Below are 20720 nucleotides of genomic sequence, written 5' to 3'. Positions count from 1 at the left end.
ACGGCAGTTGGCCGGGACGTGGTTCTTATCGACCACCGCCGGTGATCGATGAGCCACGGGTACCGTCTGCGCATTGCGGGCGGCTCGGCCCGGCACAAGGAGACGTGCGACGGACGGGCTGGCAGGCTCAAGAGCATGGCAGATGATCTGACGGACGACGCCCTCGCTGGTGTCCGTGCCCGCTTCTTTCCTGGGGCCTACCCGACGCTCGACATCAGGCCCGGCTGGTATTCGATCGTCATCGACCTCGACCAGGCGCTCGCGGCGATCGACCCCGATTACCAGCTGGTGCAGGTCAAGGAGAAATTCGGTGGCCTGCGGTACTACATCGAATTCGAGCCCGACAGGCCCCGGCCGGGTTTCGATGACCTCATCCGCGCGGCCGAACAGCGCTCGGAACGCACCTGCGAGGAATGCGGCAGCGATGGTGCCCTGGCGCACCGCGGCAGTTGGGCCCGGACACTGTGTGCCGCGGACGCCGCGGCGAGCGGTTTCGTTCCCGACGCATCCGAGTAGGGCGGCCGAACCCGTCATTTAGTGATCGGCGGCAATGATCCGCTCGAGAGGCAGCGTCATTTCGTGATCGCTGAACGTGAGCGTGATGCCGATGTCCCGGATCCCAGCGGCTGTCAGGTGTCGCTGTAGCGCCCGCAGAACCTCGGCGACGGCTGGCGTGCCCGCTGCGGCTGCTGCCGCGGCCGCGGCCCCGTCGAGCACCTGGGCCGCGTCGCGGTAGCGGCGGTCCATCTGATCCATCTCGGCGATGATGGCATCGGCCTGTTGCCGCCGGCCTGGATCGGACAGGATCCGGGTCAGACGCTCATTGCCGGACACGAACTGCACCGCACCGTCCTGGTTCGCCATAGCTGCCAGTATCCCACTCCCAGGCCTGCCCGGTCCGGCCCGATTCCGGTGGTGGCTGCCTGGCCTCGTGAGTGGACAAGCCCGCCGCCGGCCACGGATCATCAGCACTGTGAACGACGCAGCCGATGCCGAGGACGCGGAGTCCGTGCTCGATGATGTGGTCGGGCCCTTCTATGACGCCGAGGGCGTCGTGCGGTATCTGGCGCTGTGCGAAGGCGAACTCGCTGAGCGGATCGCGACGAATGGGGTCATCTGGGCAGCGCTCGCGAACGGCACGCCCGTGTTTCCCGCCTGGCAGTTCGACGATGACGAGCGTGTCCGCAGTGGGCTGTTGCGGGTGTGGCAGACCCTGCGGAGAGGGGCTGATCCCTGGACTGCGGCGCTCTGGATGTGCGTGCCGGCACCCGATCTCGGCGGACTGACGGCGGCCGGGTACCTCGCCGAGGATGCCTCGGACGTTCGGCTGGAATACGTGACGATGCTCGCTGACCTCGATAGCGAGCGGTGGCTGCAGTAGGCCACGACCAGCGCACCGGGCGCCGCGATCGAGTGGCCCGGCCGCGAATCAGTCAGCCTTTGCTGCCCGGGGGCTGGGTGAGGCCTTCTTCATGGGCGCGTCGCCACGCTTCCGCCAAGTTCTTGGCGCGGGATCGCTCGCGGACTTCGCCGAGGAAGGCGCTTCTGGTCTCGCGGCCGGGTTCGCTTGCTTGCCACCGTAGCTCGGCATAGATGCGCCGGTAGCGGGGCTGCAGAGCGACCCGGCCGAGGGCACCGTTGGCGCCGTCGACGATGACGACGCGGCGTTCACGGCCACCGGCTGCGTGGTCCTGATCGATGGTGTGCGCCGGCTTCTTCGATCCCGGCGGTGTGCGCCACTGCTCGTCGCGGACCGTGGTCGGATTGCGCTTGGTCCCCATCTGCGCCCCAGAGGATCAGGTCCGTAGCGATTCGGGTCAGACCATGCTCAGGTGGCGTGGTGCCCGTGTCGGATCCGCAGTGCCGAAGAGCGCGGCACGCTGCGCCCCAGTCAGAAGCGTGATGTCGTCGAGCTCGGCGGTGGGGTAGCCGGCCTCATCGAGCTGCTCGAGGATATCTGCGACCAGGCGGGGCTTGTCGGCGTCGACGCCGGCGCGGTGCCCGTGGACGCGGCCGGTCTCATTGAGGAACCGGAACATCGACCGGTACTGGTAGTCGGTGAAGACGCCGCGGTCGCGGGCCCGCACCACCAGGGAGGATTCACTGACGCCCCAGGTCATGCGGAGCTCGTCCAGCTCGTGCACGGTCCGCACTGACACTCGGTCAAGGGCCGGGCCGATGTCGTCGATCGGTGCTAGGAACTCCGCGGCGAAGGCCGTCGCGCGGCGTTCGACCTCGACGGGGCTGACCAAGGTCATCGCGTCCATCACCAGGTGCCCCAGTTCGTGTGCGAGGGTCATCCGCATCCGGTCCGCCGGCAGCGCCGCGTTGACGTACACCACATGCGGATGGTGCTCGGTGGCACGCAGAGTGACCGCGTCGACCTCCCGGTCGGCGAAGTCCTCGGCGACGACGAATACGCCCGCGGCCTCGAGGACCTCGCTCATCGATTCGATGGGGCCCGCCAGCCGCCACAGCCGCCGCACCACCTGTGCCACGGTGATCTCACCGTCCTCAGCGGCGTAGTCTGACGGATCGAGCTGCGGCAAAGGGTATTTCGGGTTGACATCGGTGTACTTAGCCAGGCGGCCGATCCGCAGCGCCACCACGTTCGCCCGCGCCCAGATCCGGTCGCGCTTCCACTCGGCCGCGCTGGCGTTGGCCCGGAAATGAGTGCCCTCCGCAGGAGTGCGGCTAAACGGCACACACAACAGCTCCGTAGGGCAGGACAGCGCTGCGGCGTAGTCAGCCAGGGCCTTGCCGGCCAATGGAATCCGGCTGGCCTCGACCCGGCTGACGTGCGAGGAATGCACCCCGGCTTCTTCGGCGAGGCGCTTCTTCGACCAGCCGCACGAGAGCCGGACCAGTTCCACCATCACACTGTTCGCCTCGGCATACGGGTTCGGTGCCACCACAGATTCGCCTCCACATCCGTTCCCGGTGCTCCTGGTCTCCGACCCTAACTCCGACCGGCGACAAAACCGCGCAGAAACACCGTGTGATCTGCGTCTTCCTGCTCAGCCGCACTCCCACGCTCTGCGACGGATGAGGCTGATGTGACGAAAGCCGCAGCGTACACACCGAAACGCCAGGCAAATCGGCGTGCCGAACTCCGGCGTGTCGCGCCGGGCATACCTTACCACGGTCTGCACGATTCTGTGCAGATATTTCGGAGCGAATGGAGGAGGTAGCGATGAGCGAGATGATGGATGATCCCGAGCCGCTGGCGGTTCCGCTGACCCGCAAGCAGGCGCGTCGGATGCTGGGGCAGGTCAGCGTCGGGGTGGGCGCGATGCTGCTGTCGGCGGTCGATCACTGGAACACGCTCTCCGAGCTCAACTCCGCGCATCTGCGGACCGTGCTGCAGGTGCTGGGGCGCGGCTCGTACGTGGCGGCCCTTACGGCCGCCGGCACGGAGGTGTGGTTGAGCACCCACGGCGTGCACCCTCCGGGGCATACGGTGTGCAAGCAGCAGTCGGTCTGGCCGGCGGTCGCCGCGCTCGGCAAGGCCTACATGGAGATTCACCACAATGAGGCCCAGCCGACCAACGAACGGCGGCAGGCGTTCTGTGCGCAGGACTCCGGCGCCCTGGGGTTGCCCGGCAACCCGACGCACTGCGAGCTGACGTGGGAGTACGACCTGCGGACGGACAAGTACGTCAAGCACATCTGGGTGAGCGCACCCAGGGTGGACTGGGAGCGTTTCGAGGTGCCGATGGCCGCGGTGCAGGCCCAGTACGCGACCTGGAGTAAGCGCAACATGGTGTGGCTGCCGGGGGCGCTCCCAGTGGCTGCAGATGTAGCGGCAGAAGCGTTTCCCGCACGCGATGGTGCAGTGCGTCCCGACATCGTGGTGCGGCCCCGCCCGGGCGAGCAGACCGGGGACGCCAAGTGAGGGCGGTCCCGGTGACCGTGCACGGGCAGCCCTCCTGGACGGTCGTCGACACCACGGGCCTGCCGGTGACCGAGATCGAGCAGTTCCTGCACTGGCAGCGGGCGATCGACCGCTCCGCGAACACCGTGCGCTCGTACGCTCGGCACCTGAGCCTGTACTATCGCTGGCTCGCCGCGCGGGTGATCGACTGGGACGCGGTCACTTTTGACGGTCTCTGCGACTTCGTCGGCGTCCTGTCAGCGGGTCTGCCGCCGCTGGTTCCCCGCGACGGCGGAGGCCGCGCGCCGTCGACGGTCAAGGCGGTCAACGCCGCGGTCCGCGAGTTCTACGAGTTCCACCGCGTGGAGGGCCGCGGCCCCACCGATCTGGTGTTGACCCGCAATCCGTCGCGGCTGCCGCGCCGCTCGCACAGCTTCCTCGCGCACATCGAAGCGCGGCAGCCCTCGGACGTGCCGCGGCTCGCTCGCGCTGGTCGCCCGGCGGCGGAGACGGTGCACGTGATCGACTTCGATACCGCGTTTTGCCGGCTTCTCGACGCGGCGTCGACCGACCGCGACCGGCTTCTGCTGTCGGCGATGTACGACCTGGGCCTACGGATTGGGCAAGCGCTGGGCCTACGCCACGGCGACCTCGACCCTATGCGCCGGCGCGTGCGGATCGTCCGGCGCGAGGACAACCTCAACGGTGCCCTGTCGAAACAGCGGGCCCAGTTCACCGTCGACGCGCCACGCCGCTTCTTCGACCTGTACGCCAGCTACCTCCTCGGTGAGATCGCCGACCTCGACAGCGATTACGTCTTCGTCAACCTCTCCCGGCACCCGATCGGCGCGCCATTGACGTACTCGAACGCCTACCAGCTCATCGAGCACATCGGTGCGAGCGCCGGAATCGACGATCTGCACCCGCACATGCTGCGCCACACCCACGCGACCGCCCTCGCCAAGGCGGGGTGGACAGCGCCCGAGATCGCCGGCCGCCTCGGCCAATCCCACCCCTCCAGCGCCGATGTCTACATCCACCTCGCCAGCGACGACCTCACCGACAAACTCCGCCGCACCGAGCACCTCGTCTGGCCCGACCGGCAGGACAACACCCCTTGCGGCAGACCGCACGGACGAGCGCCCCGCGACGGGAGGGCCCGGCGATGAACCGACGTGAACCCCACCGCTCCCCAGCCCCCGCGGCGCGGCCGGCGCTGGTCATCCCGGAGGGCCCGTGGTGCGCGAGCACTTGGCAGGTCATCGAACCTGCCGGAGACCGCCGCCGGGCCGCCGCACCCGCCGACCTGTGCTCGGTCGACGCGTGTGACGGGGAGCGCTACTGGCTCGGCGGCCCCGTCGTGGGAACCGCTGTGCGGCGGGGACTGTGCTACGCCCACTACTTCCAATGGTTCCGCGCCGGCCAGCCGACCGACTTCACCGCCTGGGCCGCCGTCGACGCCAAACCCATCGGTCGGCCCCGCGGCCGCACCCGCACCCTCACCGTCGACTTCCGCACGCTCCCAGCGACCGCCGCCGACGAGATCCGGTTCGTCGTCGCCACAAAGATTCGCCGCGGCGACTGGACCCCCAACGCCAGCCTGCGGCGCTTCCTGATCGTGCTGATCGACACCGCCGCAACCCGCATCACGGGCTCGCTGACCGAACGCACCGCAGACGACTGGGTCCTGCTGTGCCGGCAGAGCTGGCCCCACACCGGCTGCTACGAGACCCTCTGCGCGTCGTACGTGCGCCGCTTCTTCCGGCTGCTGGAAGGTGCCACGGACCCGGACCCGTGGAGCGCGGATCACTGGCGCTGGCGCGACGGCTTCGAGTTCGTCCTCGACGCCACCCAGTCCGGCTCGACCCACACCGCCGTCGACTGGGCGACCGTGCCGGTCCCGTGGCTGCGGGCGGCCGTCAAAGACCTCGCCCGACGACAACTGACCACCGCGCACCTGTCCTGGGGCACCCTGACCCAATGGGTCCGCGCGATCCGCCAGCTCGGCCAGTACCTGACCCTCAACGGCGAGATCCCCGATCCAGCGGCGGTGACCCGGCCGGTGTTCCTCGACTACCTCGCCTGGGCCCGCAGGCCCGACACCCCCGCCGATCCTCGGCTCGCGAACACCGCCGCCTACCTCCTGGAAACCCTGCACGACACCCAGATCGTTCCCGACCTCGGATCCGCCGTGTTCCTGCGACGCGGTGAGAACACCCACCGCAAGTCCCGCCGACCGCGGCCCTTCCCACCGGACGTCATCGAACGCGTCGACACCCTCATCGTCGACAACCCCGCCACCGACCCGACCCTGCGCGCCATGATCGCCACCACCCGATGGGCCGGCTGCCGGATCTCCGAGCTCGTCGCCCTGCCGATCGACTGCGTGCACCACAGCGACGCCGGCCACTGGATCGAATACTGGATGCCGAAAACCCGCTCCTGGCGCAGATTCCCCATCCCCGACAGCCTCGCCACGGTCATCCTCGACCAACAGGCCCGAGTGCGCGAAATCTACGGCACCGACGCCGAGCACCTGTTCCCCGGCGCCCGCTCGAGCGCCACAGCCGGCCGCACCCAGCCCTGGTCCGCCAGCGGCCTGCGGCACCGTCTGGCGAATCTGTTCACCGAACACGGCATCACCATCTCGACGACCACCGGGGAACCGATTTCCGGTGGCGATGTCCACCGCTTCCGGCACACCATCGCGACCACTCTGCTCAACAACGGATGGACCCAGCAAGAGGTCCGGGACTTCCTCGGCCACCAGAGCGACACCATGACTTCCACCTACGCCCGCATCACCGACGACACCCTCGCACGCAAGGCCCGCGAATTCTGGGACGCCGCAAGCAGTGGTGCCGATAGCCACCCCGATGTCGAACGGCTTCGCGCTCGCCTGGTCGCCGCCTTGCCCAACGGCTTCTGCACCCTCCCCGCCGCACAGCGCTGCGAATTCCGCCCCAACCCTTGCCTGGATTGCTCCTTCCACGAACCCGGCGGACCAACCTACCTCGGCAGCCACATCGCCCACCGCGACCAACTCCGACGCCTCACCGACGCCGCCACCGAGCGCGGCGACACCGAGGTCGCCGAGCTCAACGCGACCATGCTCGACAAGGTCACCAAGCTCATCGACGAGATCGGCCCCACCGAGCAGGATCAGCTGTGACCGCCACCGACCGTGCTGCCCGCACCGCCCGGCTCACCGCGGCCGCACGGGTCCGCAGCGCCGACACTGAAGCCCGAGCCCGGCGTGCGATCGCGCGCCTACACAACAGCGGGCGGCCCATCACCTTCACTGCGATCGCGCAGGCCGCCGGTGTCTCCACGAGCTTCCTCTACCAACATCGCGAGCTCCGCGCAGACATCATCGGCCGCAGAAACAGCCACGCGCCGAACACGAAGGCCCAGACCGTCTCTCCGGCGACGATGGACTCCCTGCGCGCCAAGCTCACCGCCGCGACCGCGCGCAATCGTCAACTGGCAGAACACGTCGGGCAACTCACCGCAGAGAATCAGGCCCTGCGCAGCCGCCTGCTTGAGCCCCATACCCCGCGGCCCCATGCCCACCGGCCAGCGGAGCCGCCCTAGCATCTGACCGCGCAACAACCCATCGCTATTTCCCAGTACCCCAACATGATTTACCCGAAAGGATCCCACCACTATGGCCAAGAATCCATCGCAAGAGCGACCGACGCAGGCCCAGACGCCGCGCACCATCGTCTACCAGAACGCCGATTTCGTCTCGGCGATGCTGCAAGAGATGTACCAGGTCGGTCTCCTCCAGTCCGCGGAGAGCGATACTGCCGGGAAGAAGACGACGACCGGGAACAAACAGAAGAAGGCCAGCGCCGGGGCTGGCGCCGAAGGGTCCGCGCCGCTCCTCGCCAAGGCCACCGGCAGGCTCGACGGCGAATGGGTCCGCCAGCAGACCGAGGCCGACGAACGGTCGAGCGCCCAACGACAGAAGTTCGTGTACTCACAAGCGCACTACCTCGACGCCGTGCGACGCGGACTCGCCGAACGCGGACAGCTCTCCACCGATGCGTTCGCCGCCTCAGCCGGCGACATCGCGGAGTTCACCGCCGTCACGGTGCGCCCGAACGAGGTCAACGCCCTGCTCGACATCGCAACCCCAACGCTGGTCAGAGAGGTCACCCGCTTCGCCATCCGACACAGTAAACGCGCCGAGATCCAGGAAGCGTTCGATCAAGCCGAAGCCGCAGGCGTCGACATCGACGCAGGGAAGATCGCCGCGCAGCGCGCCATCCACGAACTCACTGCCTCCGACGCGGCCACCGTCGCCGAGGCAATTGCCGAAGCACTCCACGTCGACGCACGACGCACCGCCACCCGCGAGTACCACGCCACTGTCACCGACGACCGCAACGCCGTCCTCATATGCGACGCCGCACATTTCGTGACCGCAGACCCCGATCGGCTCCTCGACGGCCAATTCACCGTCCTCGGCAAGGTCATCAAGCCCTTGACTCCCAGCACACCGATCCTCGCCAACAACAAGCTACTGCGACGATTCCAACCAGAGGCAGTAGCCGACCTCCTCGGTACGTTCGGCGCCGACGAGGCCGCAGCCGAGTACTTCGATCTTTCCTTCGACACAGAGATCACGAACGCGATCACCGTCATGCCCATCGCGATCTACATCTGAACCGTCGGTCCTGTCGTGGAGTAGGTGCAGATAACCGCTCCACGACAGAGGGCACTCTGAGCAATTAGCACTGTCGCCCACGTCGTGGACAGCCAGTAGTCACCTAGAGATATCGAATCTCCTAGGCTCCACGAGGCAGGGTCGTGTCCGGACCGACGAGAAAGATGGACCGTCTCGATGGCGCTGAACCTAGCCTGGACGCGTAACCGAACAGGACCATCCGTTACTCTGAAGACCATGTTTGCCCAACGGACGGCGGGCCTTCGGGCTGCGCTCTGCATCGCAATCGCGGCCTGCGCGGTGCTGGCGGTGGGGAGTGGTCCCGTTGCGGCGGCACCGCAGAATGCGGCGGAGACCGTGTTCATGGGTCCGATCCGCGGCGGCAATTGGTTTGCCGCGTATATCCCCACTTCCAGTGGCGCGAAAATCTACGCCGATGTCCTCATCCCCCGCAATCGGGTGGGACGCGTGCCAGCGGTGCTGGCCATGGGGCCGTATTTTCAGCATTACCGGCAGGGCGGCGAATTTCCAGTTCAGCAGCCTCCGGAACGCTACGACGATCTCGTCGAGAATGGGCACCTACTGGATCGCGGATACGCGGTGGTCTTCGCCGATTTGCGGGGATTCGGCGGTAGCACCGGGTGTCTCGACAACAGCGGTCCGGCTGACCACGCCGATATCCGAGCGGTGGTGCGATGGGCGGCAACGCAACGGTGGTCCTCGGGCAAAGTCGGTATGTACGGCAAGTCCTACGATGGAGTTTCCGGCCTTGTTGCGGCTGGTGAGCGGATCCCCGGGTTGGCCGCGGTGGTGGCTCAGGAACCGGTCTACGACTGGTACCGCTACCTGTACGGCAACGGGATTCCCCGTACGACTCGTGTAGGTACGCCATTGTCATTGGCATACACATCGATGAACCCACTGCCGGCGAACGTCGCGGTGGACAGCCGCGAGTTCCAGAACTTCGTGTCCAGATCTGCGGCGAACGTCATCAGTCCAGCGTGCATCTCGGCTGCATTCGCGACGCAGAGTGCGCTTCCCTCCGACGGATACTGGCAGTCGCGCCGCATGATCGACAGGCTGCGCGGTTCGACTGTGCCCCTCTTTTTGTCGCAGGGATTTATTGATCAGAACACGTCCGCGGACGGTTTGACTGAGGCGTTGCACAATATGTCGGGTCCGGTCACGGGCTGGTTGGGCATGTGGGATCACGTTCGGGGCAACGATACCGACCGTACGTCCATGATGGGGCAGGCGACTGATCGACCGTCGACCGGGCGATCGGACTATCTGGAGCAGGTCGGGCAATTCTATGACCACTACTTGAAGGGACAGGGCCAGCCGCCCCGGGGGTTCCTCGTCCAGGACAACACCGGTTCGTGGCGAGCCCAATCGGACTGGCCGATGCGGGCGTCGACACGTTCAGTGCGCTTGAATCACGGCTCCTATCGATACGACGGAAATCAGGCATCGGTAAAGATTCTGGTGGGGGGCCGTTGGCTGGCCACCCAGATCGACGGCGTAGCCGCCGCATCCAACGTCACCCAGACCACACACGACAGGGTGGCCAACGCGGTGTGGACACTGCTGCCGCCGGAGCCGACAGCCATCCGAATCAGTGGTTCCCCCAGGGTCAGGGTGCGGACCCGGGTGAATCACAACGACTCGAACCCGTTTGTTCAGCAAACGCCGGTAGCCGTCAACATCTACGATGTCGATCCGTCCGGACGGGCCGTCATGATCACCCAGAACGTGTCGATGCTGAATCGGGGCGACACGTGGATCCGGCTCTTCGCGACGGACTGGCTGGTTAAGGCTGGTCATCGACTCGTCGTTCGGGTTACCGACGCGAATCGTGGCCGGTGGGACTACCCCGTGCCCACCAGCAATGCGACAGTCGATGTGGTCGACGGACAGCTGCGCCTCCCGCTCGGACCGGTTGACGCCGGCACCCCCACCGAGGGCACGTCCAACACCAGCCTGGAAGGCTACCTGCAGCGCTACACGTACCCGGTGCCGCGCAGCTGACGATCGCCCTCGAGCCGTCTCAGCTGCCGCCGACGGCGAAGATCAGGTAGGTCGCGATACCGAGTACCAACGCGGTGAGGTAGGCCCAGCCGATAATGAGGGCGGCAACCGCGTAGGGGTCACCGGTCTCGCCGGTTTGACCGATCTCTTTGCGAGCCTTGCGTCCCAGGTAGACCCCAACCGGTGCGGTGATGCCGAAGAAGGAACACAGCAGTGCCGGAATGGCGTGCTTGTTGAGCCTCGGTTCCGCCGGCGCCGGGAGCGGGTGCGGTTTGGCGGCGGGTGCGGGGTTGGCGGGCGCCACCGGCCTGACCGGGGGCGCCGGTTTGGCCGGGCCCGGCACACCGGGTGGCTTGGCGGTTGGTGGGGGGCCCGTCGGAGCGCCGACGGGGGTGGCCGGCTGGGGGGGAAATGATACCGGCGGCCCCGGCTGGAGTGTGGGGCTGGGCGGCTGCGGGCTATTCGGCCCTTTCATTGCCGGCGGCGCGGCCGCGGGCCGGGAACGACTCGCGAGCGGCGGGGCCGCATTCCCCGGTCCGGGCTGGTTCTTCGGTCCGGGTTGGTTCTTCGGTGTGGGCGGACCGGACCCGGCCGCGGGTTGCATCCCTGGGCGATTGCCGGCGCCGGGTCCGGTCCCGGGCGGGCGGCGTCGGGCCGGTGGCGGCTGGGCGGGCGTCCAGGATCGCGCACGGGTGCCGCTTGGCGGCGGCGTGGAGATATTCGGGGAGTTGGCGCCGGCGCCGGGTGTCGGGTGCGCCGTCGGCACGGGCGGCACGGGACGCCGATTCAGCGGGCCGCCGCCTGTTGAACCGTCGCTGCGCTCATCTGAAGTCATGTGGCAAAACTACTCGCTGCTGCGACGTCAACGCGTGAAGTCAGTTACGCGGGGCGGGGAGGCGGCGACCGGGTCGCGCCCGGCGGCATCGAGGCGGCGCTTGAGAACGGTCACGACGGTGACCACCGCGACTGCCGTCATGATTGCGGCGACCATCCTTGTGAAGCGCATGACTACAGCCTGCCAAATCCGCGGGCCGAGGACAAACTTCAGGGCGCCGATTCGGTCCGACCGACCCCCTTCCGGTGCGGAGATGGTTGGATGGCGGGTGTGACCAATACAGCGATCATCCACACCAATCGCGGCGATATCGCCGTGACCCTTTTTCCCAACCACGCGCCCAAGACCGTGGCCAACTTCACTGGTCTGGCCGACGGATCCAAGGACTACAGCAGCGCCAACGCCAACGGCGGTGACTCGGGACCCTTCTACGATGGTTCGGTCTTCCACCGGGTTATCGACGGGTTCATGATCCAGGGCGGCGATCCGACCGGCACAGGGCGCGGTGGCCCGGGGTACAAGTTCGAGGACGAGTTTCACCCGGAGTTGTCCTTCGACCGCCCGTACCTGCTGGCAATGGCCAACGCCGGACCGGGCACCAACGGTTCGCAATTCTTCATCACCGTCGGCCCGACCCCCCACCTGAATCGTCGCCACAGCATCTTCGGCGAGGTCATCGACGAGGAGTCGCGCAAGGTCGTCGACGCCATTGCCACGACCGCGACAGGTGCGGGGGACCGCCCGAGTGACGACGTCGTGATCGAGTCGATCGAGTTGAAGGACTAGTCATCACCTTCTCGGTTCCCCGGTCGGGCGCCGCTCTCGGGCGGGCCCGGCCGGTGGCCACCTACGCACTGATCGCCATTAATGCCGTGGTCTATGCGGTCTGTTTCGCTCAGGCGGGAACGGGCAGCTTCTACGGATTCGTCGAGTCGCCGGTGTTCAACAATTCGACGTTGATGCCGCTGGACCTCGTCCATCACGAGTATTGGCGGCTGCTGACGTCAGGCTTTCTGCACTTGTCGCTCATGCATATCGCGGTCAACATGATCTCGCTGTATATCCTCGGGACAATGCTCGAGCCGATCCTGGGAACCGCGCGCTTCCTGATGATCTACCTGACGTCCCTCTTCGGGGGTAGTGCAGCGGTCGCGATGCTGGCAGGTGAACACACTGCGACCGCCGGTGCCTCGGGGGCGATCTACGGGTTGATGGGCGCGATGCTCGTCATCGTGCTCAAGCTGAAGGCCCCGCCGGGCCAGGTCCTCGCGGTTATCGCGATCAACCTGGTCATCTCGGTTTCCGTACCAGGGATTTCCCTGGTGGGGCACCTGGGTGGACTGGCATTCGGCACGCTGGCCACGGTGGCCGCGTTGTACGTCCCGGAGTTGGCGATGGGCCGGCAAACGCCGACCGTTGCGCTGCGCCGCCGGGCAAGCTCGAGTGCCTGGCTGGTCATGGCGGCGCTCCTCGGCGGCGCAATCCTGATCGGCGTCATCTCACCGGAACTGCGTCCGCGCTGACCCGCTCCGGTTGACTCCCAGCAATCTGACAGGTGCCGGCCAGCGGGTCGGGAAGATTGGCCGCCTACAGTTCTGGTATCGCAACCACTGGGTAGTGCGCTGATCAAGCAGTCGCACCGCGGACACGGGGAGGCCTCGCGAGATGTTCTACATTCCGTTGCGGCGCGGTCGCCGGGTTGTCAGTTGCACGTGGGGTGCAGAGGACCCTTCTCGCACGCCGAAGTCCAAAGCCCGCTTTTACAACAAGGCGACCGGCCGCTGGGAGTGGCGGTACTGCTACTGAAGCCCGCCGATAACTCCCGGATCACCGGGGGTCGACGGGAAAGCCGGCGTCCTGGAGTGTCTGGGCGACCTCGTGCGGGTCGGCGCCCAGATCCCACCGGCCGAGGACTACCAGTCGCGAGTTGTCCAGCGGTGCGCCCCGTCGTGATGGATCAGTAGCGGCCGCCAGCGACTCATCGGTGGCGAGGTCTAGTTCGAGTTGTGCGGTGCGCCGGCCGATGTGGCGCATCGACAGCACGCGGATGCGGTGCACTTCTTCAGGTGGATAGGACTGTTGGCCGGTCAGTGTTCGCACGGTGAGGAGGTTGTCGTGCACGGCCAGCCGTGGCCGTAGCCGCAGTGCCGAGAGTCCGAAGAACATGAGCCCGACGACGGCGATCAGCACCAGTCCCAGCCCGACCGGGTCGAGGCCGACGGCGAGTGCGCCCCCGAAGAGGGCGATCGCACCGATGAGCAGTGCATAGCCAAAGCCGACTGGGGTGGACCAGGACGCTTGCACGCACCCTCCTATGCTGAGTTATCCACAGTGGTTACCCACAGTGTGGACGAATTACACACATGTAATTTCCACAGTGTGGAAAAGTCTCGAGCCAGCACGCCGGAGCGGGCGGCGTCAGCGCCAGCGCATGGTCATCAGCAGCCCGACCACCATCAGGGCAAACCCGATGAGGAAGTTCCACGGGCCGAGGTTGGCCATCCAGTGCAGGAACTGGCCGTCCCCACCGTAGGTCGACGGCGTGGCGGCGAGGTAGTAGACAACCAGCCAGACGAGGCCGAGAAGCATCAGGCCGAACATGACACTCTGGTACACCAGACCCGACGGCCCGGCCTTGACCTTGACCGGCGTCCGGTTTGCGGTGTTGATCGTGTAGTCAGTCTTCTTGCGGACTTTTGACTTGGGCATACCTCAACTATCCCATGACCGGGCGGTAGCCTGTCCACGTGAGTCAGGAAAGCCGGATCCTCGTGATCGACAACTATGACAGCTTCGTTTACAACCTGGTCCAATACTTGGGCCAGCTCGGGGTTGTCGTGGACGTCTGGCGCAACGATGATCCCCGGCTGACCGAGCACCCGCTCACGGCAACGATCGCGGAGTACGACGGCGTTCTGCTCAGCCCGGGACCCGGCACCCCGGAACGCGCCGGGGCGGCCATGGATATTGTCCGTGCCGTTCGGAGCACGCGGACGCCGCTACTCGGAGTCTGCCTGGGCCACCAGGCCATCGGTGCAGTTTTCGGCGCCACCGTCGATCGCGCACCGGAGCTGCTGCACGGCAAGACCTCGGCGGTCGTCCATGATGGGCGCGGCGTGCTGCGCGGTCTGCCCAGTCCGTTCATCGCCACGCGATACCACTCGCTCACCGTTCTCCCCGAGACGATCCCCGATGAACTCGACGTCACCGCGCACACCGAGAGCGGCATCGTGATGGCGATGATGCATCAGGATCTGCCGATCCACGGGGTGCAGTTCCACCCGGAGAGCGTCCTGACCGAAGGGGGGCACCGGATGCTCGCCAACTGGTTGGCGGTGTGCGGGATCGACATCGACGCCGGCCTTGTCGAAAGCCTGGAGGCGCAACTCGCCGCCGCACTGGACTAGTCGGCTACCCGATCAGGCGGCCTTCTCCGACGACGATGCTGACGCCGTCGTCTTTGCGGATGGCCGACCCGGCCGGCGGATCCTGGGCGACGACACGACCGCTGTCCCGGTGGCCGAGCGGCAGCCCGCGGGCCGACTGGGTCAACGTAGAAGCCCGCCACCCCGCGCCGGCGAGGGCCGCGCGTGCCTGCGTCGGCGTCTTGCCGACGAGGTTCGGAACGATGAACATGTTGCCCCGCGAAACGGTGACCGTCACGGGCTGATCGTCGGAGATCGTGGCGCCGGCCGACGGGGACGTCGTCACGACCTCGCCGCGCGGCATCTCGGAGTCACCAGGGACGACTGACATCTTCACGCCGAGCTGCTTGAGAATGGCCCGCGCCCGGTCCTCAGTTTCGCCGGCCAGTTCCGGAATCGTCACCTGTTTGGGACCCTGGCCGATGTGGATCACGACTACGGAGTTGACCTCGGTATCGGTGCCCGCCGGCGGAGTGGAGTTGACGGCTTTGTCCAGGAGCTCTTTCGGCGAGTCCACCTTGTCGGTCTTGACCACGGTGAAGCCGAGCATGGACATCGTGTTGACGGCATCGGCCTTCGACTTGCCGTGCACGTCAGGAATCTTGTGACGCGCTGGACCGGTGGACACGTACAGGGTCACCTCGGAGCGCTCCTCGGCGCGCACGCCACCGCCCGGGGTGGATCGGGTCGCGTTGCCGACGGGGATGTCGAGGCTAGCCTCCTGCATCTTCTTGACCTTGAATCCCATCTGATTCAACAGCTGTTCGGCCTGTTGACCGGACATCCCGGTGATGGTGGGGACGGTGACATCGCGAGCCGGACCAGACCATGGCGCCCACACCAGCAGACCCCCGACCAGAATCAGCACAACGGCCAAGATCGCGGCGGCCCGTAGCCGGCGCTCCCGGTAGATCCTGCCACCGACGGCCGCTCCGCCGCCGTCGCGGCGCCCACCGGCCGTCGGCCGGACAAGGGCGCGCGGACCCGTGTCGATGAGATCGGTGCGCTCGGCATCGCTCATGATCATCGGCGCGGCCGGTCGCTGGCCGGACAAGACCCGGATGAGATCGGCCCGGAACTCGGCGGCAGTCTGATAGCGGTTTGCCGGATTCTTGCTGATCGCCTTGAGAATCACCGAGTCCAGCTCGGGCGAGATGTCGCTGCGCAGGTCCGAGGGCACCGGCGGGGCCTCGTGCACATGCTGATGCGCTACGGCCACCGGCGAATCCCCGGTGAAGGGCGGCTCGCCGGTCAGCAGCTCGAAAAGCACGCAGCCCATCGAGTAGATGTCGCTGCGCGGGTCGACCTTCATTCCGCGCGCCTGTTCCGGAGAGAGGTACTGGGCGGTCCCCATGACCGCCGACGTCTGCGTCATCGTCGCCGACGTGTCGTTCATCGCGCGGGCGATACCGAAGTCCATCACCTTGACCGCACCGGTCCGGTCGATCATCACGTTGGCCGGCTTCATGTCGCGGTGGACGATAGAGGCACGATGGGAGAAGTCCATCGCGGCAGCGACGTCGGCCATCCACGTCAACGCCTGCCGCGGTGCGAGGGGGCCATCGGCGCGCAGGATGTCGCGCAGCGTCTCGCCCTCGACGTACTCCATCACGATGAACGGCAGCGGGCCCTCATCGGTTTGCGCCTCGCCGGTGTCGAAGACCTGCACGATCGTCGGATGGTTGAGTTTCGCGGCGTTCTGCGCTTCGCGGCGGAAGCGGAGGTAGAAGCTGGGATCACGGGCCAGGTCGGCGCGCAGGACCTTGACGGCGACATCCCGGTTCAGCAACAGGTCGCGGGCGAAGTGAACTTCCGACATGCCGCCGAAGCCGAGTGTTTCGCCCAGCTGGTAGCGATCCGATAGGTGGTGCGGAGTGGACGTCATGGCACTAACCCGGCAGGCCTGGGATTCGGAACGGCGGCCACGGCGCGGTCGGCGCGCCGGGGTCCGGTGGAAGGTCCTCGGGTCGTGGTTTGGGCTTGGGCCGGGGGGCCGTCTGGTCGGGTTGCGTGGTGCTGGTTTCGGCGTCGGTCGTCGCCGACTGCGTCGGCCGGTGTGTCGTGGTCGTCGTACGCGCCGGCTTTTGCGTCGTGGTGCGCGGCGTGGCGGGCCCCTGGTGCACGACCGTCGTCGACGGGGTCACCGCCGGTGAGCTATTCATTTGAGAGACGAGGTAGCCGACCAGTCCGAGCGCGGTCAGCAACAACATCACCGCAATGGCGGCCAGCGCCTTCTGCCCGCCCGTCCACCCGCCGTTGTCTGCGGCGGGCGCCGATGTGCGCCGCGCCGGTGGCGTCTTCGCGGTGGTGTTCGCCGTGGTCCGGGAGGGCTTTCGGGCCGTCGCGGCACCGGCCAAGCCGGTAGCCGTGGTCGGCGCGGGCAGCGCGCGCCCGGCTCGAACCGCGGCGACCGCATCAGCGAATTCACCGCCGCTCGCGTATCGCTGATGTGGATCCTTGGCCAGGGTCGATTCGATCAGGTCACGCACCTCGGCCGGCAGGTTTGCGGGCAGCGGCGGCGGTGTCTCGCGAATGTGCTTCATCGCGATAGTGATGGCACCGTCGCCGAGGAATGGCCGGCGACCGGTCAGTGCCTCGTAGCCGACGACGCCGAGCGAGTAGACGTCGGAGGCGGCGGTGGCATCGTCGCCGTTGGCCTGCTCCGGCGAAATGTATTGGGCCGTGCCCATCACGATGCCGGTCTGTGTGACCGGTGCCGAGTCGGTCGCCTTCGCGATGCCGAAGTCGGTGATCTTCACCTGTCCGGCCGGGGTGATGAGGATGTTTCCGGGCTTCACATCGCGGTGGACCAGACCTTGTTCATGGGCGGCCTGCAGTGAGCGCCCGGTCTGCTCGAGCATGTCCAGGGTGTTTGCCACCGGAAGACGCCCCAACCGGGAGATGACCGCGTTCAGCGGCTCGCCGTCGACGAGTTCCATGACGAGGTAGGCCAGCGCTTGACCGCCGTTGCGGTCCGGTGTCTCACCGTAGTCGAACACGCCGGCGATGCCGGGATTGTTCAGCCGCGCGGTGGTCTGCGCCTCGGTGCGGAAGCGCCCGATGAACTCCGGGTCGTTGGAGTACTCGGATTTGAGGACCTTCACCGCGACGCGGCGGTTGAGACGGGTGTCGAGCCCTTCCCAGACCTGTCCCATTCCGCCGGTGGCGATCAATCGCATGAGCCGGTACCGGTCGGCGATCACGGTGCCCTGTTGCAGTGTCATCGTCCGCTACCTCCTCTCAGTGCCGCATTGATCACTTCTCGTCCGATTGGCGCGGCTACCGTCGCGCCTGTCGTATCCGTTCCCAACTGTCCGTTCTCCACCACTACCGCGACGGCGATCTTGGCGTTCGTGGAGGGGCCGAATGCGATGTACCACGCATACGGCACCTCGTCGGTGGCCGGACCAGCCGAGTGTTCGGCGGTGCCGGTCTTCGAGGCGATGGTGACCGGTCCTCCGGACTGCCGTTCCGAGTCGATCATCAGCGAAGTCAGGGTCGCTGCCTGCGCTGCACTGATCGGTTCGTTGACCGTCGTCGGCGATGTCGTGGACAGCGTCCGAAGATCGGGTGCTTGTAGCTTATCGACCAGGTATGGCTGCATGCGCACCCCACCGTTCGCAACCGTCGCAGCGATGATGGCATTCTGCAGTGCCGACACGCGGACGTTATACTGGCCGATGGCCGATTGGCCGAGTGCGGCGCGGTCCGTGGGGGCGCCGAAGGTGGACTTGGCCCGCACCGGCAGTGGGGTCGCCGGGGTCGCCTCGTCGAGTCCGAATCGGCGGGCGGTCTCGGCGAGGGTTGCGTCGGGAAGCTTCATCTTGTTGACCACGAGGTCGACGAATGCGGTGTTGCACGAATGTTGGAACGCTTGGGCCAACGTGACAGTTCCACCGACGGCCCCCGGGCACGGCTGGTCGCCGTAGTTGGTGAGGGTGGCGGTGGAGTCGGGGAGGGCGATACTCCGGGCCGCGGTGAGCCGGATGTTCGGGTCGAGTCCGTCGCGCAGTGCGGCGGCGGTCGTGATCACCTTGAACGTGGAGCCGGGTGGGTATAGCTGGTCGAGCGGCCGGTTGAGCATGGGGTCGGCCGTGTTCCGCGGATTCGTCCACGCCCCCCAGGCCTGCTCGCGGACCTGCTGGTCGTGGCTGGCCAGCTTGTTGGGGTCATAGGACGGTGAGCTGGCCAATGCCAGGATCTTGCCGGTACCGGGTTCGATGGCGACGACGGCGCCCCGGCAGACGCCGTCGCACCGGCCGGTGCGCAGGGCGTCGTAGGCGGCCTGCTGAAGGTCGGCCCGAATGGTGGTGACGACGTTCCCGCCGCGTGGGTCACGCCCGGCGAACATGTCCATGAATCGCTGGCCGAACAGCCGATCGTCATTGCCGTTGAGAACCGCGTCTTCGGCCAACTCCATGCCCGAGCTGCGGTACTGGAATGAGAAGTAGCCCGTCACCGGGGCAAACGCCGACGCAGTGTCCGCCGGGTAGGAGCGGAGAAAGCGCAGGCGACCGTTGGTGGGCACCGAACTTGCGATGACGTCACCGCCGGCGGTGATCGCGCCGCGCTGCCGGGCGTACTCGTCAAGGAGCACACGATTGTTGCGCGAGTCGGTGCGCAGCGTGTCGGCCTCAAACACCTGGATGTAGGTCACATTGGCGAGTAACGCGACGACGAGTGCGCACGCGAACAGCCCGACGCGCTGGATCGGCTTGTTCATCGGCTACCCTTGCTCGCCGTCGGATCGGGTCCGCTGGCGGCCGGGATCATCGTGGTGGGGACGCCCGCGATCCCCGGCGCCGGCCGCGCCGGCCGTTGCGGTTCACGGGCCGCGTCGGAAATCCGGACGAGCAGTGCGATCAGGAGGAAGTTCGCGACGAGCGATGATCCACCATAGGAGACGAACGGCGTGGTCAGCCCGGTCAGCGGGATGAGTTTGGTGACGCCGCCGCCGACGACGAACAACTGGATGGCGACCGTTGCCGCAAGTCCGGTGGCCAGCAGTTTGCCGAAGCTGTCGCGCACGGTGATACCGGTGCGCAGCCCGCGGATGACCAGGACCAGGTACAGGCAGAGCACCGCGGCCAGGCCGACGAGGCCGAGTTCCTCACCGATGGTCGCGATGATGAAATCGGTGTTGGCGAAGGGCACGATGTTGGGCCGTCCCGACCCCAGCCCGGTGCCGAACAGGCCACCGGTGGCCAGGCCGAACAGGCTCTGCGCGATCTGGTACCCACGGTCGGCATAGTCGGCGAAGGGATCGAGCCAGATCTGCACGCGCACCTGAAGGTGGGGGAACAGCTGGTAGGCGGCCACGGCACCGGCGGCGAAGAGCACGAGCCCGATGACGACCCAGCTGACCTTGTCGGTGGCCACGTACAGCATGGTCAGAATGGTGGTGAAAATGAGGAGCGGCGTGCCGAGGTCGTTCTGCAGCGCGAAAATGGCGATCGCGATGACCCAGGCGATCATCAGCGGGCCCAGGTCCCTAGCCCTCGGGACGTCGAACGGGCCGATGCGCCGGCCTGCGGTCGTGAAGAGGTCGCGTTTGCCGACGAGGACGGCAGCGGTGAACAGAATCAGGGCGATCTTCGCGAATTCGCCCGGTTGGATGGAGAAGAACGGGGTGACGATCCAGTTCTTCGAACCGTTGATCTCCGAGATCGAGGCCGGCAGAACGGCGGGAATCAGCAGGAACACCAGTCCACCGAAGCCGAGCGTGTAGGCATAGCGGGCGATCGTGCGGTGGTCGCGCACGACGATCAGCGCAGCCGCGAAGCCGATGATCCCCACCAGCGTCCACAGCAGTTGCTGGTCGGCGTTGTGGGTGACGGTGGCGGTACCGGTGATCGACTCGCCGCCGTGCTCGGCGCCGAGGTCGAG

22 protein-coding genes are annotated in these 20720 nt (G+C 66.9%); 11 read left to right on the top strand and 11 right to left on the bottom strand.

All coding sequences use genetic code 11. The features are described 5' to 3' along the window. The first annotated feature begins 48 nt into the window (after positions 1-48). Positions 49-516, top strand: coding sequence for a hypothetical protein (locus B4M62_RS08820; RefSeq protein WP_156485679.1), 468 nt, complete (start codon positions 49-51; stop codon positions 514-516). 18 nt (positions 517-534) lie between these two features. On the opposite strand, the gene B4M62_RS08815 is transcribed toward B4M62_RS08820, so the two are convergent. Continuing rightward, complete coding sequence (locus B4M62_RS08815; RefSeq protein ID WP_290706774.1) at positions 535-864, bottom strand: hypothetical protein; 330 nt, start codon at positions 862-864, stop codon at positions 535-537. A 109-nt stretch (positions 865-973) separates the two neighbouring features. Here B4M62_RS08815 and B4M62_RS08810 point away from each other — a divergent pair, with 109 nt between their 5' ends. Beyond that, on the top strand, positions 974-1381 hold the full coding sequence (locus B4M62_RS08810; RefSeq protein ID WP_068746092.1) for a hypothetical protein: 408 nt from the start codon (positions 974-976) through the stop codon (positions 1379-1381). 52 nt (positions 1382-1433) lie between these two features. On the opposite strand, the gene B4M62_RS08805 is transcribed toward B4M62_RS08810, so the two are convergent. Continuing rightward, positions 1434-1781: a hypothetical protein gene (locus B4M62_RS08805; RefSeq protein WP_068746093.1), complete on the bottom strand. Its 348-nt coding sequence runs from the start codon at positions 1779-1781 to the stop codon at positions 1434-1436. A gap of 36 nt (positions 1782-1817) precedes the next feature. Continuing rightward, positions 1818-2912 (bottom strand): ImmA/IrrE family metallo-endopeptidase, encoded by a 1095-nt coding sequence (locus B4M62_RS08800; protein WP_290706772.1) that lies wholly within the window; start codon positions 2910-2912, stop codon positions 1818-1820. 281 nt (positions 2913-3193) lie between these two features. Between B4M62_RS08800 and B4M62_RS08795 the strand changes: the two genes are divergently transcribed. The 6 genes from B4M62_RS08795 (at position 3194) to B4M62_RS08770 (ending at position 10574) form a co-directional block, all read left to right on the top strand. Further along, entirely contained in the window at positions 3194-3895 is a 702-nt protein-coding gene (locus tag B4M62_RS08795; protein WP_068746116.1) for a hypothetical protein, read from the top strand. A gap of 11 nt (positions 3896-3906) precedes the next feature. Then, positions 3907-5043, top strand: a complete 1137-nt coding sequence (locus B4M62_RS08790; protein ID WP_231855560.1) for a tyrosine-type recombinase/integrase — start codon at positions 3907-3909, stop codon at positions 5041-5043. Further along, complete coding sequence (locus tag B4M62_RS08785; RefSeq protein ID WP_290706767.1) at positions 5040-7046, top strand: tyrosine-type recombinase/integrase; 2007 nt, start codon at positions 5040-5042, stop codon at positions 7044-7046. The genes B4M62_RS08790 and B4M62_RS08785 overlap by 4 nt, the downstream gene beginning before the upstream one ends. Beyond that, entirely contained in the window at positions 7043-7468 is a 426-nt protein-coding gene (locus tag B4M62_RS08780) for a DUF6262 family protein (protein WP_068746095.1), read from the top strand. The genes B4M62_RS08785 and B4M62_RS08780 overlap by 4 nt, the downstream gene beginning before the upstream one ends. A gap of 73 nt (positions 7469-7541) precedes the next feature. Next, positions 7542-8546, top strand: a complete 1005-nt coding sequence (locus B4M62_RS08775; RefSeq protein ID WP_270486616.1) for a DUF6414 family protein — start codon at positions 7542-7544, stop codon at positions 8544-8546. Between the two features lie 237 nt (positions 8547-8783). Further along, positions 8784-10574 (top strand): CocE/NonD family hydrolase, encoded by a 1791-nt coding sequence (locus tag B4M62_RS08770; protein ID WP_290706762.1) that lies wholly within the window; start codon positions 8784-8786, stop codon positions 10572-10574. Between the two features lie 19 nt (positions 10575-10593). Here the strand turns inward: B4M62_RS08770 and B4M62_RS08765 are convergent, their stop codons facing one another. After that, positions 10594-10878 carry a DUF4190 domain-containing protein gene (locus B4M62_RS08765; protein WP_290706760.1) on the bottom strand — a complete coding sequence of 95 codons (285 nt, stop codon included), beginning with the start codon at positions 10876-10878 and terminating at the stop codon, positions 10594-10596. Positions 10879-11436: 558 nt separating this feature from the next. After that, positions 11437-11580, bottom strand: a complete 144-nt coding sequence (locus B4M62_RS08760; RefSeq protein ID WP_290706758.1) for a hypothetical protein — start codon at positions 11578-11580, stop codon at positions 11437-11439. Positions 11581-11670: 90 nt separating this feature from the next. On the opposite strand from B4M62_RS08760, the gene B4M62_RS08755 reads away from it, so the two are divergent. Together B4M62_RS08755 and B4M62_RS08750 are read left to right on the top strand one after the other, a co-directional pair. Further along, a complete protein-coding gene (locus B4M62_RS08755) occupies positions 11671-12195 on the top strand; it encodes a peptidylprolyl isomerase (protein WP_290706756.1) in 525 nt (174 codons plus the stop codon). A 53-nt stretch (positions 12196-12248) separates the two neighbouring features. Beyond that, on the top strand, positions 12249-12932 hold the full coding sequence (locus B4M62_RS08750; protein ID WP_290706754.1) for a rhomboid family intramembrane serine protease: 684 nt from the start codon (positions 12249-12251) through the stop codon (positions 12930-12932). Between the two features lie 304 nt (positions 12933-13236). On the opposite strand, the gene B4M62_RS08745 is transcribed toward B4M62_RS08750, so the two are convergent. Together B4M62_RS08745 and crgA are read right to left on the bottom strand one after the other, a co-directional pair. Further along, a complete protein-coding gene (locus B4M62_RS08745; protein ID WP_290706752.1) occupies positions 13237-13713 on the bottom strand; it encodes a PH domain-containing protein in 477 nt (158 codons plus the stop codon). Between the two features lie 114 nt (positions 13714-13827). Next, on the bottom strand, positions 13828-14118 hold the full coding sequence (gene crgA, locus B4M62_RS08740; protein ID WP_290706750.1) for a cell division protein CrgA: 291 nt from the start codon (positions 14116-14118) through the stop codon (positions 13828-13830). Between the two features lie 38 nt (positions 14119-14156). On the opposite strand from crgA, the gene B4M62_RS08735 reads away from it, so the two are divergent. Further along, entirely contained in the window at positions 14157-14816 is a 660-nt protein-coding gene (locus B4M62_RS08735) for an aminodeoxychorismate/anthranilate synthase component II (RefSeq protein WP_290706748.1), read from the top strand. A gap of 4 nt (positions 14817-14820) precedes the next feature. Here the strand turns inward: B4M62_RS08735 and pknB are convergent, their stop codons facing one another. The 4 genes from pknB to B4M62_RS08715 form a co-directional block, all read right to left on the bottom strand. Then, positions 14821-16719, bottom strand: a complete 1899-nt coding sequence (gene pknB, locus B4M62_RS08730; protein WP_290706746.1) for a Stk1 family PASTA domain-containing Ser/Thr kinase — start codon at positions 16717-16719, stop codon at positions 14821-14823. A 4-nt stretch (positions 16720-16723) separates the two neighbouring features. Continuing rightward, positions 16724-18058 (bottom strand): protein kinase domain-containing protein, encoded by a 1335-nt coding sequence (locus tag B4M62_RS08725; protein WP_290706744.1) that lies wholly within the window; start codon positions 18056-18058, stop codon positions 16724-16726. Beyond that, the gene (locus B4M62_RS08720; protein ID WP_290706742.1) at positions 18055-19557 is read right to left on the bottom strand and encodes a peptidoglycan D,D-transpeptidase FtsI family protein; all 1503 of its coding nucleotides are present in this window, start codon (positions 19555-19557) and stop codon (positions 18055-18057) included. Before B4M62_RS08720 ends, B4M62_RS08725 begins: the two co-directional genes overlap by 4 nt. After that, positions 19554-20720: FtsW/RodA/SpoVE family cell cycle protein (locus tag B4M62_RS08715; RefSeq protein ID WP_290706741.1), on the bottom strand; the 1167-nt coding region annotated here is incomplete at its 5' end. The genes B4M62_RS08720 and B4M62_RS08715, both read right to left, overlap by 4 nt.

The organism is Gordonia sp. UBA5067 (assembly GCF_002414845.1).
In the GTDB taxonomy this organism is placed as follows: Bacteria; Actinomycetota; Actinomycetes; order Mycobacteriales; family Mycobacteriaceae; genus Gordonia; species Gordonia defluvii.
This window is presented reverse-complemented; position numbering and strand designations above follow the sequence as displayed.